The sequence below is a fragment of the Vibrio genomosp. F6 genome (genome assembly GCF_005146325.1).
Lineage (GTDB): Bacteria > Pseudomonadota > Gammaproteobacteria > Enterobacterales > Vibrionaceae > Vibrio > Vibrio cortegadensis.
Window position 1 is genome coordinate 183,374 of record NZ_SYUT01000028.1, and the last position, 18,730, is coordinate 202,103.

The window sequence follows — 18,730 nt, forward strand, 5'->3', positions numbered from 1 at the left end:
GATGGGCTTGTTAAGTAGTATTTGTAGTTGTGTAAGTGGTGCATGTAGTTTGGTTAGCAGTGCTGTATCTAATATTGGGCGGGGTATTGTAAGTGCAGCAACCAGTATTGCGAGCTTAGGAGTCAGTATTGCTGAAAAAGTTGCCGATGCGATTAAAGCTGTGGGTATCTCGTTAGGTATTATTCGTCCAGAAGATACAATGGAAGAATTAGGTGAACGGGCGATGCTGAGTGATAAAAAGCCAGAAGATTTCGACTCTATCAATGAATATATTGACCATCTAAAAAACAATGTAACTTTTGATCAAGAGACATTTGATAGTCTTGACGAGAAAGAACTATTAGCTCGCTCTTCAATTGGTGCATCTATTACCTTGAAAGGGATTAATGAGAAATTAGATGCAACGGTAACACCTGCTTTTATGGCAACGGTGGCGTCTCAAGATCTTGAAGCGAACGAAATCGTTGAAACAATAAAGATTTATAAAGAGAAAGAATTACAACTTGAAGACTATGAATTGTACCTGAACAACGAACTAACACTTGATGAGACGGACAAGCATAGCGACGCTTTAGTTGAAGCCTATCAAAAGCTAGAGCCTGAGTTATCATTTGAGCAAATTGAAGATAAAGTAATGGGGCTGAGTAAGTAATGGCTGATTTTTGCATTCAAGTAAAAAATAACAAAGTGAAAACAGACCGTATTGTTGATGGTAATTTAGAAGTTATTCGTTTTTCTGGAGAAGTATGGATATCAGATAATGATTATTGGGACAAATTTAAAACGAAAGTTGAATATTGTGAGAATGAGAAATTAGCATTCGTACTTATGTCAGATATCGATTCGTTTGAAATTGACTCAAGTATTTCCATATCGGATGTATTCACTAATAGTGAAAGGTCAATTAAATGGATAATTGACAGTTATAATTGCGCTCATTTACACATTACGCTATATCCAGATGTTTTTGATGCTATCAACATAGGTTCAGGCAAGGGCAGTAAAGAGGATGCTATTAGCACGGAAATGGAATTTCATGCAACGCAAGTAGAGCAACGAGCAAACCCGGATAACAACAGTTTACAAAATCATTACCGTAAAGTGACCAGAGGTTTTTCACGAGGTACTCACAGTGAATGAAGCACCGCATGATAACCAAACCTTAAAGCAGGGTTTAATGATTTTACTAGATGATATTGATATTCGCAGAAAGTTGGATCAAATTTTCACTGAGTCACTTGATACGATCTCTACCGAAAATCTTCAACGTGACGCTTTTGATAGTGTTGTCGAATCGCCTTCAACATGTTTTGGCCAAGATAATTCTGATATGTATGAAGAAAACTCGATCCAAATTGCTAATAGTCAAGATAGCCAATTAATTGAACAAATTAAAGGTGAGAATCAGGAAATGAAAGCAGTGATTGAGAAGCTGAAGTCGTTGTTAGGCTTAAAAGAAGCTGCCTTAAATGAAAATAACCTTACTATTACCAAATTGAATCATGGTAAGAATGCGTTAGAGTCCGATCTCTCGAATTTGAAATCTGAGCTACATAAAAAAAATCAGACTTTATCTGACATTAATGAGCAACATCGAACCGTACAAGTTAAATTACGATCCTTGACAAATACGCATGAATATCAAGAGCAAAAAATTGCCTTCTATCGAGATTCGTTTGAAGAAGATCTACGTATAAAAGAGCTTTATGAAGATCTCTCTTTTCAAACTAAAAAATCCACCGAAGGCATATTTAAGGATACAAGCATTCAAGGGTTAATTGCTTGTGGTATTCAAGAAAAGAACATTTCAAATTTTTGGGATTATGTTAAAAGTGAAGTGGTTAATGGTCACAACCCAGATCAAGAACGTATCATTATCTTATTTGAGCTTCTTTTCAAACGCTTTCAACTTGCGTATCCAATGTTTGAGTGTCAAGCTGTTAAAGTAGCAGATAAATTCGATACACAGAGCCATATAAAACACAATAGCAGTGTAAATATGAGTGGGAACATAAGAAATATTTTATTTTTTGGTTATATCAATATCAAATCAGGAAAAGTTATCAAACCATCCGTCGTGATCATTTAAATAGTATATCTTCCTTAAAAAAAGTGGCGTTAATTATACGCTACTTTTTTCTTCTTGCGGCACATTACGTCATATCCCTGTTTATAGTGAGCTTAATAGCTTACAGGAGGGAAATATTCAATGTTAAGCAAAATAGTCAGCGTTTTAGGTATCAATAGTATTGTTACGCACTTTGTTGATAAAGAATTCAAACAAACTGTTGATGAACCTAAGATCGGTAGCATTCTATACACTGGGTTATTGGGCGATGCTATGGAGCATTCAGGTATATACATTGGTAATGGAAGAATTGTTGAACTTAATAGCCAAGGGTGTATTGCAGAGGTTTCACCCGAGGAGTTTACTAATGGTGGTACAGGCATCAATATTTATGTTAGCTCTCAAGGTATACACCCTGTCGGTTCAACTTTAATTTCAGATCGAGCTATTCAATATAAAAATGACGTTGGCCAAAAAGACTATAACTTACTGTTTGATAATTGCCATATGTTTACTGCGGCATGTATGACATCAGAGTTAGATAATGCGTACTCTTTTTTATGGATGATAAAAAATCTTGCTGGCCAATCATTAGGTGCGAATAACTGGTTAGTTTGGCAGAAACCGGCCAAGACGCAAGCTGAAATCCCCCCGTCCCCACATTATACTCAGAATGACCTGCAAGATGCTCAGGCTAAATATAAGACACTTCGAGAACAATCGGATCATTTGTGGCACGAAATCAAAAACTTCAACAAGTTGATGAGGGAGCACGCAGAGAATGGCCCAACGACTTGGTTTTATACGACAGATAATCGTTTAGATTGCTATCAGCGTCGAGCGCGAGAACTTGAAGAGATAAGTTATGTACACATGCAGAAGCATAAAGATTTGGTGGGTGACGAGATAAAAGCTGAACAAAAAGTACATGAAATTAAAGCGTTCTTGGGAGTTAACTAAATGACTAAGAATATTGAACAGCAAGTAAATCAACACATTTGCTGTGGCGCTATAGCCGAACTTCAACTTATGGCAATAAATTGCGAAATTGAATTTAATATCGTCCTTCAAATACTGAAAAATAAAAGGTATCGAGTTCTATATGAACAAGTGTTTTGTGATGAGTTTGTAGCGAAATTAGATAACACTCACTGGGCGGCATTATTGCTGCAATCTATTTATCATAAAGATCTGTGTCGATTTGATAGGCAGTTTGTATCTAAGAGATTTTTTATATTAAACAAACAGACGCAAACTAAGTTGGCTAGGTTGTGTTGCTTACGTTTTGGTTTTGCTAGGGAGCAGCTTCAGACTATGTTTAGACTTGGTGCTTCAGTTGATGACGCTATGCTTAATACGATTAAACCTAGTCATCCCAACTTTGATCTTGTACTGGCTTATGCAGATCTTAACCTCGTATCAAGCTGGTTAAATAAACAGCTAAGAAAGGCCTTAAATAAACTGAAGCATCCTGCAAACTATAGTGCTCGCGCCAAGGTGAGTTTGAACAAAGGTTATGGTTGGTGGTCAGATGATCCCAAGATGGTGTTAAGTGAGTTTCGAGTACTCTATCTACTGTATGGAGCCAAGGTGCCATTACATACCGCAGACTGGCTACTTTTGGCTGTCCTAACCGAAGATTACCTCCTGTTTAAGGGCTACTGCATGGGGTGTGATACTTTTACACAAAAGGCTTCAAACGGCATGTTACCACTGGTTGAAGCTGCTGGTAGGCATAACCATTATTGGGCAGTGAAAGAGTTGTTGGAGCATGGAGCAGACCCAAATCAAAGAGATGGGAATGGCTTTTCTGCTCTTTTCGCAGCTCTAGCAAGAGAGGATTGTAGTGAGTCGATTATTTCATTGCTTTTAGAATATGGTGCTGATCCAAGTTATAGGGATTTTTCTCATTCAACACTTTTATGGTCATTGAAAAAAAACTTACCCATTCATATCCGTCAAAGGCTAGAAAAAGCAGGAGCACAAGAATACCCGGCTTATCGTCCGACGATTCAGTTCTGTGGTTATCAAAATTTAGAATTAACAAAAACCATACATGAATTATCTAAATAATATCTATAAGGGAATTAAAATGAATAAAAATAAACAAGTGCTTGTCGTTGTTTTGGCTCTAGCTTTATCTGCATGTGGAGGCGGTGGTGGGAGCTCCGCTGGAGGGAGTTCAGCTACTTTAAAAGGTAAAGCTATTGATGGATATATTAGTGGTGCAACAGTATATCTTGATCTTAATTTTAATAATGTAATGGATTTAAATGAACCTTATACGGTTACTCAAGAGCAAGGTGACTTTGATTTAAACATTCCAGCAAGTTTTGCCGAGTGTGCACAATATGTTCCCGTAGTAGTGGAAGTGCCTGAGGGTGCCATTGATATGGACTTCCCAAATACACCAATCGAAGATGCTTACTCGATGGTATTTCCACCCCAGTTTGCATTGAGTTCAGATCGAGACCTTCTCAATCTTACACCCTTGACTTCAGTTGTTTGGCAACAAGTTGAACAAGAGCTCCGGACCAAAGGTTCCGATGAGCTGAGTTGTGAATCTATTCTTAATGAGCAAGAGTTAAGAGAAGACATTGCACAGCGTTTAGTTGAACAGGAAAGACGAGTGGCAAGCCGATATAATATAACGGTTGATGAGTTGTACGGGGACTATGTTGAATCAGAGAATATTGCGCTTCATCAAATCGCACAAGACATAGTACCAGGCTTGCAAAAATCGTATGAAGAGACGAAAGAATTATTAACTACTAAGCCTAATGCAAGCCTTGCATGGGTAGAGTACTTTTTAGGTAAATGGGATAGTTCTGGTAGTGGTTATGATGATACTTGGTACCGTTATGAATTTGTTCAAATTTCAAATGGGAACTTTAATTCTGAGACGTATGTGATGTCCGCAGACTTAGGCACTAAGCTAAACTTATTTGCTAAGCATAGCATGTCAACAGAGCAGCGGAATGGGGTAAATATTGAAAAAACGATCGGTTTGGAGAATGAGACCAATGGTTATAACTGCTCCGTAAGTGAGTGGTTAGAAACAATTCTTGATCAGTCTTCAGGAGTCCGCAACACTTCGTACAGGAACGTTCTTGACTGGAGTGAATGCGAGGACTTAAAGAATGGGCATTTGACTCAAGCTTTAGTTACTAAAGATTATGTAGGGGCTGAGTTAATTAGCTATACAGAGCATACTTTCAATGAAGGTAATAGCAGCGGATTTGAGCATTTAATTGGAGTAACAGATAGTATCACTCAAGCTGACTTGGTTCCTGTTCGAAATATTATTGATACAGACTTCTACAGTGAAGAAGGGCACGGGGCTGATCACTGGTCGAGGACTAAAAATGAATTCAATGATGATGAACTCCTTCCTGCACAAGTTATGACATCACACGAAAATAATGGGAAATGGGAGCGTTTAACGACCTATCATAATGGGACCCATAAAAAAGAGTGTGGACCTTCAGAAGCTGACTTGTCTGAGGTATTATGCGATAAGTAGCATTCTATAACGCTTTAAATAAATGAAATTTGTGGTGATTTTAATCAGACTCTACGAATTATACAACCAAGAACGCTTTCTAGTGCTAAGTGTTACTTTTTCTGAGTAGCATTAGAGATGCGTTCTCTTTCGGTTTTAATTTATAGCCAAATTAAAACTTATCAGCCCACTTCGCTAGCATCTTTTTGTTTAATTACTTTGTGTCCATCTTCGGTGACACCTTTCTTCCAATAACTACTGATGTAAATGTTCTCTTTTGCTACTTTCTTTTCATTGCGGAAGTAATCACGTAGCTCTCGCATAGTATCAAACTCACAAGCAACCCAAACAGAGGCTGTTCCAGTTAACCATGGTAGTGATTTGATCTTGGGCGTGAGAGTTTCATTATCAACTAGCCAGATAACCTCTATGCCGGTTGGCGTATCAAGTGTTTGTATATCTGCGGTTTCAATGACTTTTATGACGGCATACCCTTTAGCGTCATCAGGAAGAGTACGAAGTTTCGTTGATAAAGCAGGTAATGCTGTCATGTCGGCAACCGTGAAGAACCAGTCTGCATTTATGTTTAAACTGCTAATACTTCCCGGGCCTGCAATATTGATGGTATCACCAGTTTTTGCATGCATTGCCCATCGAGCAGCGAAACCACAGCGACAATCATCAGTGGTATGGCGTACAAAATCGACATCAATAGTACGTTGAAGCAGAGAAAAGTGCTTAATGGTGTAAGTACGCATCACAGGCCGTTCATTTTCTTTAATTCGTGATAAATCTGTGTCTCCAGTTTGAGTAAAAAGAAGTTTGATATAACTTCCTTCACAGTTATCTGGAAAATGTGCAAGTGATTCACCTTGTAGCGTAATTCTTTGCATATTCGGTGATATTTGTACTGATTTAAGCACAGTGAGTAAACTTGGTGTCGGTTTTTTCATAGTTACATTTTAGATATTAGTTATCATTGCGATTTAGGCTATCACTACAGCTTGCTAATTAATATCGTCTTTATATTAATTTACACTTTCAATACTGTAGGAACTCTCGTCGTGCGTGCGATGATTTGCAATATTTACTTGTAGTAGGTCGACTGCATATTGAACATCGATCAGTGTCACCTAATGTTTCTCTTTTCCGTTTACACTCAATTAAGGACACGAAAACCAGCAGAATTATCATTAAAGGTTTGGTGCTGTTATTTTAGATTGAACTTGAGTATTTACTTTAGTTTTGTCAACCTTTATGTAATATTTGTGTGGGTTAATTGTTATTAAAATGCGACATTTATTGTTGTTAGTCGCAAAGAAAGACTTGAATTGCAGGTAACTTCATATTGTCGGTTAAAAGTTGTAATTATATTTGACTATGATGTCGGCAGGTGTTTATTATTTATCCTTAAATAAAGGGTGTTGCCTTTTAAAGTCTTTTTTTAATCTTCTGATCTAGATAAATGATGAGTATAAAATGAAGAAAATAGTTGTAACACTTGCGCTTCTTGCCGTATCGATGAATGCCAATGCAGGTAAACCTGAGAAAGCCGGTAAAACGTTTGCGCAAATCACGGCGTGCCACTTGGCAGGTAAAATTAACAAATCAGAGAAAGCGGAAGCTGATTTTGCTGTTATTGGTAAATATAAAGTAGCAACACGTGGTGAGTGGTGGAAAAAACAGATGAAGAAAGCTCAGATGAAGGAGTTTAAGCGTCTTGATGACACCAACAAACTAGAGCTAGGCATTATGTGTGGCATCATTGAAGATAAGTATCTTTAATATTTAACGTTTTATTTAAGGGAGATTTTATATCTCCCTTTTGATGTTTTGTATCTCGGCTTTTGGCTTATATCGCTTACAAGCAACAACTATTGCTAATTTCACCTTTTATAGACTTGTGTAAGTGTAAATTGCATAGCCACCAATACTGATTGAGGCTTATATGAAAAAGAATAACGGATTGATTTTTAGTACGCCATTACTCATGATAGCGATATCCTTAGGTGGTTGTGGTGATGTAGAAAAAGTGGTTAAGGTTGAAGAGTCCACCGTGAGGCCAGTTAAAACGTTCACTATTCAACGCACTACAGAGTCCAAAAAGTGGGAATTCCCTTCTACTATTAAAGCAAATAAATCGACAAACCTATCATTCAAAAATGGCGGTACACTGACAGTCTTAAATGCAAAAAAAGGACAAATTGTTGCTGAAGGTAATCTATTAGCCAAAATTGATGACCGAGATTTTAAAATACAACTCGCTTCATCTGAGGCTACTTATAATCAGGCCCTTAAAGCTTTCGAAAGAGCCAAAACACTTATCAATAAGAAAGTAATCTCTAAGAGTCAGTTTGATGAACTGGAATCGGTGATGATTTCAGCAAAAGCAAAATTGAATAGTGATCAAAAAGCGTTAGACGATACCAATATATTCGCTCCTTTTTCAGGTGTTATCTCTGATGTGTTTTTCGAACAATTTGACAGCGTGAGTGGTTCATCGAAAGTAATTACTTTAATAGATACGACTCGATTAAAAGTAAGCTTTGATCTACCAGCCGATACGCTGAGAACGCTAGATAAAAAGCCAGATACGAAGGCTTTCGTTGTTCTTCAGAGTCAAACCGACAAAAAAATTGATGCCAAGTTTGAAGAGATTTCTCTCGAAACGAATCAAAACTCCCAGTCTTACGAAACCACGATGTCATTTGTGCCACCCCAAGAATTTGTAGTGTTACCTGGTATGCCTGCAACAGTATTAATGGAATCAATGGGGGATGCTGATTCAAACATTTTTCAAATACCGGCAAGCGCTATCTTATCTTCTGGCGATGAAAGATACGTTTGGACAGTAAACAATGAATCGAATAGAGCCAACAAAGTTGTCGTAAATGTCAAAGATGGAATTGGCGAGTTCCTTGGCGTTTCAAGCGGCTTACAGCTAGGTGACCGAGTTATCATCAGTGGTGCATCATATGTGTCTGAAGGCATGGAAGTATCAGAATGGGAGGCCAAATGAATATAGCTGAGTTTTCCATTCGAAATAAAGTACTCTGCGCCATTGTTATTATTTTAGCTTTGATAAGTGGCTATAGTTCTTACGAGAGTATGGCAAGGCTTGAAGATCCTGAGTTTACTATCCGAAAAGCACAAGTCATCACATATTATCCTGGGGCAACGCCTTTAGAAGTGGCTCAAGAATTAAGTGAGCCGATTGAAAGTGCCATTCAGCAGATGACGGAAGTTAAATCAGTTAAATCTGTATCGTCAGCTGGAAAGTCAGAAATATTAGTTGAAATTAAATATAAATTTTCCAAAAACAAATCGGAGCTTCAAGCGGTTTGGGGGAAATTGCGAAATAAGGTTTCCGATGTTTCTGGAACGCTGCCTACGGGATCATCTGCCCCAATTGTAGCGGATGATTTTGGTGATCTCTTCGGGATGTATTTTTTCATATATGGCGATGAATATACTTTACCTGAATTAAGGACTTACGCGAAAACACTGCGTAATGATTTGATGTCAATCAACGGTGTTGCAAGGGTTGACATTAGCGGGGAAGCGAATGAAGCCATATATGTTAAGTTTTCAAGGGAGCGGATGCTTAACCTTGGTGTATCCATCCAATCAATATATCAGAGCTTAGAAACGCAAAACTTAGTAGTGAATGCTGGGGAAATTGATGTTGCACAGCGAAGAATCGCAATCTCACCATCTGGTTCGATTAACTCTGTAGACTCGATATCCGATATTTTAGTTAAGACTTCGGATCTAGGCAACTTGGTCTATCTCGGTGATGTCGCTGAAGTCTCGCGAGAGCTTGTAAAACCGGAAGAAAGGCTTTATTACTTCAACGGACATCGTGCTTTAGCTTTAGGCCTATCAGCAACGAGCGGTGAAAATATTGTTGAAGTTGGTAAAGCAGTTAACAAAAAAATATCAGATACACTTAACGTTAGGCCTCTTGGTATTGATGTCAGTAATTATTACCACCAAGGTGAATCGGTAGAAGCGTCAATAAATAATTTTGCACTCAATGTTGTGATGGCATTGGCAATTGTTATTGTAACTTTGTTCATTTTTATGGGAATAAGATCAGCGCTTATTATCGGTTCGATCTTATTGCTGACGATTGCGGCAACGCTAGCGGTAATGAACCTTGCTGGCATTCCAATGCATAGGATTTCTCTTGGGGCTCTAATTATTGCTCTCGGTATGATGGTTGATAACGCGATCGTTGTTGCTGAAGGAATGCTGATAGGAATCAAAAAAGGCTTAAACCGTTTAGAGGTTGCAAAATCTATTGTCGCGCAAACTCAATGGCCGCTACTTGCTGGTACTTTAGTTGGCTGCGTTGCTTTTGCACCTATAGGCTTTGCGCCAGGTGACATTGCTGAATTTACGGGTCACTTATTCTGGGTGATTTTAATTTCACTACTATTTAGCTGGTTGTTTGCAATCACAATAACACCGCTGCTTTGTTATTCGATCTTCAAGGCGGACGATAGTTTCGCTATTCAAAAAGAAGGGCGACTGACGCTTAGTTATAAAAAGCTTATGCGCACGATGCTTAATCATCGCTGGAAGGTCTCGGCTGTTGTTGTCGCGATGTTTATGTCGGCAGTATACGGTTTTGGCTTCGTGAAAGATGGCTTCTTTGCTGCTTCAACGACACCACAATTTGTTGTTGATTTTTGGTTGCCAGAAAGTACATCAATCAACCAAACTGATAAAGAAATCAAGAAAGTTGCTAAATATGTAGAATCACTACCAGGTGTTAATACTATTCAGACCTCCGTAGGTGCGGGTGGATTGCGTTATATGCTGGTTTATTCTCCACAATCACCAAATTCGTCTTATGCACAATTGTTGGTTAAAGTGGATGATTACCAAACTATTCGAGATAAAATCACGAAAGTTCAGCGACATATTGATACTGAATTTCCAGATGCTCAAGCTAAAGTATGGCAATTCCAGCTAGGTCCAGGTGGTGGTTCAAAAATCCAAGCTGAGTTTTTTGGTCCTGATCCCAAGGTTCTTCGTCGTCTTGCAAATGAAGCAAAAGCTATCATGCACCGCGATAGTGATGCGATTTCGATAAAGGATGATTGGCGTGATCAAGTGAGTGTACTTGAGCCTATTTTGTCTAAAGTTAAAGCAAAACGTGCTGGTGTCACGATTCAAGATGTAGCTCTTGCTATAAAAACAGCATATTCAGGGCGACAAATTGGTTCCTACCGCGATGGTGAAGATATTATTCCTATTATATCAACGTCACCAGATTCCGAATTTGAGAACCCAGATGATATTTATAATATCCAGGTTATCAGTTCAACGACAGGGAATATTGTACCTCTGAGACAAGTTGTTGATGGGTTCAAAACAATTTGGCGTGATGGACGGATGAAACGTGATAATCGTATATGGCGAATTAAAGCGGAAGCGGATCCAAAACCAGGTGTATTGGCATCAGTTCTACTCAATCGATTATCGGATAAAATCGAGGCGATTGAATTGCCGACTGGTTACACTCTTGAATGGGGTGGGGAGTATAGAGACTCAAAAGAATCAAATGAAAACATAGGCTCAACCTTACCTTATGGGTTTGCGGCGATGGTGATTATCGTTTTCGTATTATTTGGTTCGGTTCGTCAACCACTTGTGATATGGATGGTGGTTCCACTTGCTATCATTGGAGTAGTTATTGGTTTACTTTCTGCAGGGATGCCACTCGAATTTATGGGTATTCTTGGGTTGCTTTCACTTTCAGGTTTGTTGATTAAGAATGCTATTGTACTGGTTGATCAAATAGATCTTGAAATAAATGATGGAAAACCTAGATTTACCGCGATTGTAGACGCGGCAACAAGTCGTGTACGACCTGTAACGATGGGGGCACTAACAACCGTGCTTGGTCTTGTTCCACTTTATTTTGATGCATTCTTTAAGTCGATGTCTGTTGTCTTAGGTTTTGGTTTGACCTTTGCCACGATCCTGACTCTCATTATTGTTCCTGTACTTTATGCCATTATGTTTAGAGTCAAAGCAACAGAAGTGTAATTAAAAGCTAGCATATTAATGTTTATTTAAACTCTGACGCTATAAGCCTTCTGTTTTCAGAAGGCTTATTTTGTATGGTGGGTGCGGTAGCATTATTTTGTAATGATGATCTTGGGTGCAACGACAATGGGTTGCATTAAGCGTAAAGCAATCGGAGTCAATGCCTTTGTTACTTTCGCAACGTTGTACAGTGTAGGTGCGAGATTGATATGTTTCGTAGGGGGTGCAACTAATAACCTTGAACTGTAATGGGTACTTGTGCAGCCCACCGTTGACGTAATCATAATAAATGTTAGAGATAGATATATGGGTAATTTCATTGTTTGTCCCTTTTTAACATGCAATTACTTATATGAGACTTGATTCTTCAATGCTCATCTTGCTTGTTAATATCTTGGCATTTATTACGATGATAGATAAAGCTTAACAATTGAAGTTTATAATGCATCCACTTGAAGTAACATATGACGTTACTTGTTGATGTTAGAACTGACAGTATCAAACATATCGAAATGCCAACGTCTTAATGCTATGACGATAGAGGTACCGTTTCGATCATTGATATCTAGATTCGAGTCTTCATCACACGCTTCGTGAAAGTCATCGACAAGTTTTTGGATCTGTCCCTGAAATTTTTGGTTTGTATGTGGAGACATTAATCCTGTTGCCATTACTAATTTTTCATCTTGACGACTAAAGTAGCTATTAAAAAATTCAGGCAAGACTTCCTCTAGAAAGAAGGACTGAATGGGCCCTCCACCAATCCAGTCAAACTTAGGAGAAAGCAATAGGCGTATACGGTTGTCGGGCATCAACTCAATGATACGCATTCGATCTAATTCGGCGAGTTTTTGAATCAGTACATTTTTATTGATGTTATAGCGACTAATGATTTCCTCATATTTAAATCCGTTTAGCACGCTAACGGATACTAAGAGTAAAACTTTATCTGACACGATCATCTGCTCTTGCTCAAATGATAATGTTTGAAGACCTTGGTCGGTTCGGGAGGCTAAACGGAAAAGCTCCGTTAGATCAATTCGGATGAGTTGGCAGATTTTTTCCAGTCGAGTCAAACTTATATTGCTTCCATCAGCGAGTAGACGTTTGACTGAGCCTTCACTCAATTCAAGTTGGGTTGCGATATCTCGATATTGAATTTCGTGCAGTTTCAACTGCTTCTTTAATTCTTTGATGACAAATTTCGTTCCTGACATACAAGTCCTCAGTGTTCCTTGTCTAAGGGTTCTGCTAATTAATCTAACAGTTTACTCAACCTAAGTAATAGATCTTAAAGCAATTATTTCCATTGCATATACCAAAAGCGCCAAATGGAATACATTTGGCGCTTTGTTTATCATCTTTTGTGATGCCAATATTCAGTGATTAACCAAAATTGGCCAGTCGAGATGTTAGCTATTGTCTAATTGAGGTTCTAGCGTTTGTTTCTGTTCTTGCTCTTCTTTTTCAAGCGCTTCACCGCGTTCAATTAGATTCTGAATGACACGAGATAGACCGAACGTTAGCACAGCCATGAACGCAGCGATTTGCGCTAGCATGTAGAAATATCCTGTGTAAACAGATTCAACCACTTCGTGTGTGAAAACAATATCTTTAGGAAGCGCAATTTTGGTTGCAATAACCGCCGCTAAAATACCACTTAGTGAGATAGCGACAGCGCGTAGTCCAATTGAGAAGGCTGCTAAATAACGAGGCACCATCTCAAAGATGAAGCCAGCACCAAGCGCACCAACAATTAACTCAGCAGCAGATTGGAAGAAATGCACAGAGAGGATCCAGTTTGCGGATATCTTTCCGTCTGGTCCCATTGAATCTGCTGATAGTCCTAACAATGAAAATGCGATTGCACTTAGTACAAAGGCACCAGCGATTTTAGTTGGGATTGTTGGAGAATAGCCTTTACGGTCTAGCCATGCGTAAAGTTGAATCATTGGTCCACCAAGAACAAAGCACCATAAAGGGTTGAATGCCATGTTGGATTCAGGGTGAATTGGAATAAAGCCGAGTAACGTATCCCCCATTAAGTTGATCGCGTACATATTCATTGAAGTAAACATTTGACCATAGAAGAAGTAGAACACGATCAAGATACAAACGGTAATTAGTACCGCAACCATTTTGTATTGGTACGCTTTTGTCGCCCGTGTTATCTCATAGATAAAGTAACCAATGGCACCGAAACCAAGCGTATACAAGATATATTTGCCAGTATCTAGATTGGAGAATATCCAGAAAACTAAGCCCAGCACCGCAATCGAACCACCGACGAACATCGCCCAAGTCATAAACGGAAGAGGTGTTTTATCTATTGGGTTACCGACGTTGCTGAGCTCCTTACGGAACTTAAAGAACATCAATAAGTTGCCCATCATCAACAGAGCTGAAATAAAGAAAACACCTTGGTAGGCGAGGTAAGCTATTAAGAAAGGGAAGAGGTATTTTGCAGAGAAAGAACCGAGATTGTTGATTGAATAGTTTACCGTAAGACCTTGTTGAAACGCTTCGCGGTTGGTTTCCGAATACGAGTTACCAAACAATACTGTAGGACAGGTAGCAGATAGGCCACGAGCATAGCCAATGAGAGCAATAGCTAGGATGCTTAGAGGAATATTAAGGCTGCTTGCGCCAATGCCTAGTAATATAAACCCTGCTAAATAAGCCGTATATCCAATATAGACTGCGCGGAATGCCCCTATAAATTTGTCAGCGACAAAACCACCGACGGCTGAAAAGACAGGCCCTACCGCGCCAAACGCTCCCATCATCATTATGGTATCAGCTTCACTGTAGTTTAAGTCATTTAGGAAGAACTTAGTTAAGAGAACAAATGTTCCATAGAAAGCGGCTCCCCATAAGAACTGCCGCAGAATTAGAATTTTGGATATGGTAGGAAACCTAGAATTATGGTCTTGCATGTTTTGCTCCAGACATTTGGATATAATTATTTGTGCCTATCAATTGGCACTGTTCGCCTTCATTTTTAATAGTGCTTTATGCTAAATTTGTAAATAAATTTAGATTCTTCTTTAATAAAAATATCACGATTGCAGTTTAACTAGCTATTAAGTATGAATTTCATAGTGTTTATAGCACGCATGAATATATGAAAATGGTACGAGTGCATCAAATTTTAATGTGTTTAGTTGCGCATTTGCTTTTGTGAGGTGAAGCATGCATTTTAGGAGGTTACCAAGTTTAAAATTGATGCTTGATTAGTAAAATTTAAGGTAGGGTTTAGTTGAAATATGTTATCTAGATATGGCGTTAAGAATAATCGCGAGGCTTAATAGTGGATAGCGCATAAAAGCGAATTAAAAAATCTGAAGTTTGTAGTTGAATGTAGAGAGTATCAAAATTGAAGATAGACAGGGGGCGATTTAAAGAGTGTAGTAAGCAATAAATATTGTTGATCATTCTCAATTAGAAAGGAATTTTTGGGTATAAAAGAGATGTTGGTAGGCCGCCTAAGATAGACAGCCTAAATTTGAATTACTTGAGGGATAAGATATTGATTTCAACGCGGCGGTTGCAAGCTTTACCCTGTGATGTTGAGTTCGTACAAATAGGGAAGCGCTCACCAAGACCTTTACTAGCAACTCGACCTGACGCAACATTTTGACGGACTAGGTAGTTCGCAACAGATTGAGCACGTTGCTCAGAAAGTTTTTGGTTAGTTGCATCGCTGCCGGAGCTATCAGTATGGCCAATAATGTCTAGGCGTGTATCAGGGTATTCCACTAAGATTAGAGCAATGCCATTGAGTGTCGAGTAAATGCTTGAAGATAAAGAGTAAGATCCCGAACTAAAGCCAATACCATTTTCCATTACAAGTTGAAGCTCGTTTTCACCAATACGTCTCACTTGCACACCAGAATTCGCTAATTTAAGACGTAAAGCTTCTTCTTGTTGATCCATGTAGTAGCCAGTACCAGCCCCGATTAGTCCACCAGCCGCAGCACCACGTAATGCGTATTTTTTACGTTCCTTTGCATCGTCTCCTGTCGCTAAACCAACCGCAACGCCAGCTAGAACACCTGCAATCGCACCTTTGGTCGCAGAGTTTGTTTCCATTTCGCCTGTAGTGGCATTTTGCCTTTGAGTTGCTTGGCAACCTGTCATTAATGCTGCCAGAGTGATAATAGAGATGATTTTTTTCATGGGATTTATTTCTTTGATTGAGAGGTAGTATAAATATAAGCGATTAAGGCAGATATATGAATTATTCAGTAGCGATAAGGCCGAAATTAACCGTAAATTGACGAAGTGTTGTGGCGCAAGGGTTAAGTGCTAACAATAAACATCTAAATCAAAACTCAATGGGCTACTTACTGATGAAGAAACAGGTATTAGGTGAATTGTCTAGTGCCATACTTGGAGAGTTTGGTTGTGGTAGAAGGTCGTGTTGGAAAGAAAGTAGCTGATTAACGCAAAAAGAGAATGTATTGCTACATTCTCTTTCTATTTATTCGAGCTTTAATGGCACTTCAACTGAGATATCTGACAATTACCTGTTGTTGAATCAATTCTAAATGAAAGGGCATGGGAGTGATAGTCAATGCCATCGTTCCAGATCATTTCACCAAAAATTTTACATAACGTTAAATCACTGACAAATCCATGTTTCTCTATATGCTCTATAACTGAAATTAATTTAGTTCTTATTTCAACTGGACAATCGTTGTCCATTCGGTGATTCAAAGCCATAATTTTATGCATATTTACTAGCCACTTTATGTTTTTTTATGAAGCAATATGAACAGTTATAGTAAACAAAAAATGGGCGATTGTAAATGTTTTTGTGAGGTGGCTCTCGTTTTCGTCTGAGTTTATGTTGATAAAACCATCAAGTGTGATGAATTTATATTCAATACATATTAAGACGCTTCTTGTATGCCTTACAGGACGGGGCTCTCAGCTAGGTAGGTAAATTAAAACTCATAAATTGTGTTAATCCGGTATGTTGAGGTGTCCAGAATGTAGAGGTATTGGATGAACATTATTTTTTGGAATTAAATTCAAGATCTGACATAAAGTGTGCATCTTGTAACACCTTAGCCTCATAGATGTAACGTTGCTCAAGAGTTTCAATTTTTAGCATTAAAGCGATAATGTCAGATTTTAACTCCTGTGCTGACTTAACGTACTTAAGGCTAGCAGTGTGATTTGCGATTAAATTATCTTCTATGCAATGAGAACTCAAACGTTGCCATGTTAAAGTCATGCCGTTAATTGAATCAATCTTCTCGCTTAAAAGTGCTGAAGCTTGAGACAGTTGAGTCGCTAAGTTAAGCGCGCTTTGAATTTGATCTTCCAGTATTTTGTGAAGATGAACTTTTGCTGGGTGCCAAAATGTCGTGAGCTCTTGAAGGGTAAACTCTTTGGACATGAAGACTTGGGATTTGTGTCTAAAGAGAAGTTCATTGAATTGGACTGCACTTAAGTTATACCACTCTTCCAGCGCTTCATGTTGCTTTTGAGCTTTATCCCAAGTCACAACGGTGCAGTGTTGTGCATTTGAGTGAAAACTGAACGAAAATAGCGCAAGAAACAGGCTAAATCTGATGCGTTTCTTCATAAAAACCAATGTGCTGAGAAGTTATATATAGTATAGGTTTATAAATGATAGAGTGCCTAAGAGATAAATTAGATCTATATATCAGCTGCCTTTAAAAGCTCTCACAGGTTATGTCAACTTGTTGTACACTCAAAACTATATATATTGGGCAACTGCTTTAGAGATATATCCATATGAAAAAAGTAATAATTATGATCGTCATTTTAGCCATCCTCGGCGGGGCCGGTGCTGGGTATTATTTCTTTTTCATGCAAGAGGACGACTCTGATGCCGCAAATCAATCTCAAGAAACCGCACCAATACAGCAGACACCCTCAGAAGGCTTGGTCATTGATTTAACCCCCAAACCTGAAAATACTGAATTTTATGTGGCATCGGCCAAACTCAATATTATGGATCGTCCATCTAATGACGGTATTATTATTGGAGCCTTGTACAAAACGGATTTCGTTGAGGTGCTTGAGAAAAAGGACGGCTGGGCGCGAATCTCAGAAAATTTCGTTTATGGGGATGGAGAGTTGGAGCAAGCTGACTGGATTGATATGTCATTTTTAGCCATTGAAAAACCAGCTATTTCTAAAAAAGAACGTATTGAAACTATAGATGCGTATATTGCTGAGTCAGATGACTTAATGGACTACCGAGCTGAATTTCGAGCTGCGACAGAGAAGCTTCTGAACGAAGGCCAATGTGAACCGAAAGACTTTGAACAGCTTAAGGGTTGGATTCGCTCCATCAACTATAAAGATGAACCTGTGTATTTCGTCTATTGTGATGGTCTGGAGCTAGATAACAAAATTTATTTAGATGTATCAACGACAAAATTGTTTTATAAGCAATTGTAATATAATGATATTTGTCAGATGTCTATTGGCTCTGGTGGCTTTTAGATCTTTTTAGTTGTTCATTCCTATAACTGGGCCTATTATTCAGACTTTCGCAGTGGGTTCGTTTCACCACTTACTGTCACTTTACTACTATATATGTTGGCTATGTTTCGAGTGCTGGTAAGATCTATTCTTGTATTTATGTGTGCGGTGGTTTTCCCCTCGCAGGCGTTTGTACAAGTAGAAATCAGCCCTAATAGTGAGTATACCCAACCTCAAACCAGTCACGCGGCATTCGAGAGCGAGTTTCAGGCTGAGTTAAATCGAGTGTTGAGTTCACCGAACTCCTTACATATTGGTGACACTCCACCAATTTCAATCGATCTTCATCGTCGTCCCATCCATGCGAACGTTAATCAGATTCGTTGGACATATACACCTAGAGATCAAGAGACCATTGATGACCTAGGTTTTGACTCGCATAACCGCGATGATCTGCCACAATACCAATTTACCTTATCGTCCCTAAAATCTATGCCAGCTTTCGCTTGGTATTCGAAAATTATCCTTTCAAATTATCGTATTTCTGGCTGGAAAGAGAGCAACGCATTTTATGTTGCCTTGAATAGCCAATATTCCTCTTCATCTATTTAACGATTCACTTAACTCCATACCTA

16 protein-coding genes are annotated in these 18,730 nt (G+C 38.6%); 11 read left to right on the forward strand and 5 right to left on the reverse strand.

The annotated features are described in order from the left end of the window. The first annotated feature begins 1 nt into the window (after position 1). From FCV43_RS12205 to FCV43_RS12230, 6 genes are all read left to right on the forward strand, one after another. Positions 2 to 652: a hypothetical protein gene (locus tag FCV43_RS12205; protein ID WP_136995341.1), complete on the forward strand. Its 651-nt coding sequence runs from the start codon at positions 2 to 4 to the stop codon at positions 650 to 652. Next, complete coding sequence (locus tag FCV43_RS12210; protein ID WP_136995342.1) at positions 652 to 1,140, forward strand: hypothetical protein; 489 nt, start codon at positions 652 to 654, stop codon at positions 1,138 to 1,140. Before FCV43_RS12205 ends, FCV43_RS12210 begins: the two co-directional genes overlap by 1 nt. Then, complete coding sequence (locus FCV43_RS12215; protein WP_136995343.1) at positions 1,133 to 2,089, forward strand: hypothetical protein; 957 nt, start codon at positions 1,133 to 1,135, stop codon at positions 2,087 to 2,089. The genes FCV43_RS12210 and FCV43_RS12215 overlap by 8 nt, the downstream gene beginning before the upstream one ends. A gap of 120 nt (positions 2,090 to 2,209) precedes the next feature. Then, on the forward strand, positions 2,210 to 3,028 hold the full coding sequence (locus FCV43_RS12220) for a hypothetical protein (protein ID WP_136995344.1): 819 nt from the start codon (positions 2,210 to 2,212) through the stop codon (positions 3,026 to 3,028). Further along, complete coding sequence (locus FCV43_RS12225; RefSeq protein WP_136995345.1) at positions 3,029 to 4,141, forward strand: ankyrin repeat domain-containing protein; 1,113 nt, start codon at positions 3,029 to 3,031, stop codon at positions 4,139 to 4,141. It begins immediately after the preceding gene. A 19-nt stretch (positions 4,142 to 4,160) separates the two neighbouring features. After that, on the forward strand, positions 4,161 to 5,591 hold the full coding sequence (locus FCV43_RS12230; protein ID WP_136995346.1) for a hypothetical protein: 1,431 nt from the start codon (positions 4,161 to 4,163) through the stop codon (positions 5,589 to 5,591). 161 nt (positions 5,592 to 5,752) lie between these two features. On the opposite strand, the gene FCV43_RS12235 is transcribed toward FCV43_RS12230, so the two are convergent. After that, on the reverse strand, positions 5,753 to 6,523 hold the full coding sequence (locus tag FCV43_RS12235; protein ID WP_136995347.1) for a siderophore-interacting protein: 771 nt from the start codon (positions 6,521 to 6,523) through the stop codon (positions 5,753 to 5,755). Between the two features lie 526 nt (positions 6,524 to 7,049). Between FCV43_RS12235 and FCV43_RS12240 the strand changes: the two genes are divergently transcribed. From FCV43_RS12240 to FCV43_RS12250, 3 genes are all read left to right on the forward strand, one after another. Further along, positions 7,050 to 7,355, forward strand: coding sequence for a hypothetical protein (locus tag FCV43_RS12240; RefSeq protein WP_136995348.1), 306 nt, complete (start codon positions 7,050 to 7,052; stop codon positions 7,353 to 7,355). Between the two features lie 163 nt (positions 7,356 to 7,518). Then, positions 7,519 to 8,589, forward strand: a complete 1,071-nt coding sequence (locus tag FCV43_RS12245; RefSeq protein WP_136995349.1) for an efflux RND transporter periplasmic adaptor subunit — start codon at positions 7,519 to 7,521, stop codon at positions 8,587 to 8,589. After that, positions 8,586 to 11,630 (forward strand): efflux RND transporter permease subunit, encoded by a 3,045-nt coding sequence (locus tag FCV43_RS12250; RefSeq protein ID WP_136995350.1) that lies wholly within the window; start codon positions 8,586 to 8,588, stop codon positions 11,628 to 11,630. Before FCV43_RS12245 ends, FCV43_RS12250 begins: the two co-directional genes overlap by 4 nt. Before the next feature lie 470 nt (positions 11,631 to 12,100). Here the strand turns inward: FCV43_RS12250 and FCV43_RS12255 are convergent, their stop codons facing one another. The 4 genes from FCV43_RS12255 to FCV43_RS12275 all read right to left on the reverse strand — a co-directional run bounded on the left by FCV43_RS12255 (position 12,101) and on the right by FCV43_RS12275 (position 17,226). Next, the gene (locus tag FCV43_RS12255; RefSeq protein WP_136995351.1) at positions 12,101 to 12,847 is read right to left on the reverse strand and encodes a helix-turn-helix domain-containing protein; all 747 of its coding nucleotides are present in this window, start codon (positions 12,845 to 12,847) and stop codon (positions 12,101 to 12,103) included. Positions 12,848 to 13,042: 195 nt separating this feature from the next. Further along, entirely contained in the window at positions 13,043 to 14,566 is a 1,524-nt protein-coding gene (locus FCV43_RS12260) for a peptide MFS transporter (protein WP_136995352.1), read from the reverse strand. A 574-nt stretch (positions 14,567 to 15,140) separates the two neighbouring features. Beyond that, a complete protein-coding gene (locus FCV43_RS12265; protein WP_017051218.1) occupies positions 15,141 to 15,809 on the reverse strand; it encodes an OmpA family protein in 669 nt (222 codons plus the stop codon). Between the two features lie 838 nt (positions 15,810 to 16,647). Next, positions 16,648 to 17,226: a hypothetical protein gene (locus FCV43_RS12275; RefSeq protein WP_136995353.1), complete on the reverse strand. Its 579-nt coding sequence runs from the start codon at positions 17,224 to 17,226 to the stop codon at positions 16,648 to 16,650. A 173-nt stretch (positions 17,227 to 17,399) separates the two neighbouring features. Here FCV43_RS12275 and FCV43_RS12280 point away from each other — a divergent pair, with 173 nt between their 5' ends. Then, on the forward strand, positions 17,400 to 18,071 hold the full coding sequence (locus tag FCV43_RS12280; protein ID WP_136995354.1) for a hypothetical protein: 672 nt from the start codon (positions 17,400 to 17,402) through the stop codon (positions 18,069 to 18,071). A 156-nt stretch (positions 18,072 to 18,227) separates the two neighbouring features. Further along, entirely contained in the window at positions 18,228 to 18,707 is a 480-nt protein-coding gene (locus tag FCV43_RS12285; RefSeq protein WP_136995355.1) for a hypothetical protein, read from the forward strand. Positions 18,708 to 18,730: the final 23 nt, after the last annotated feature.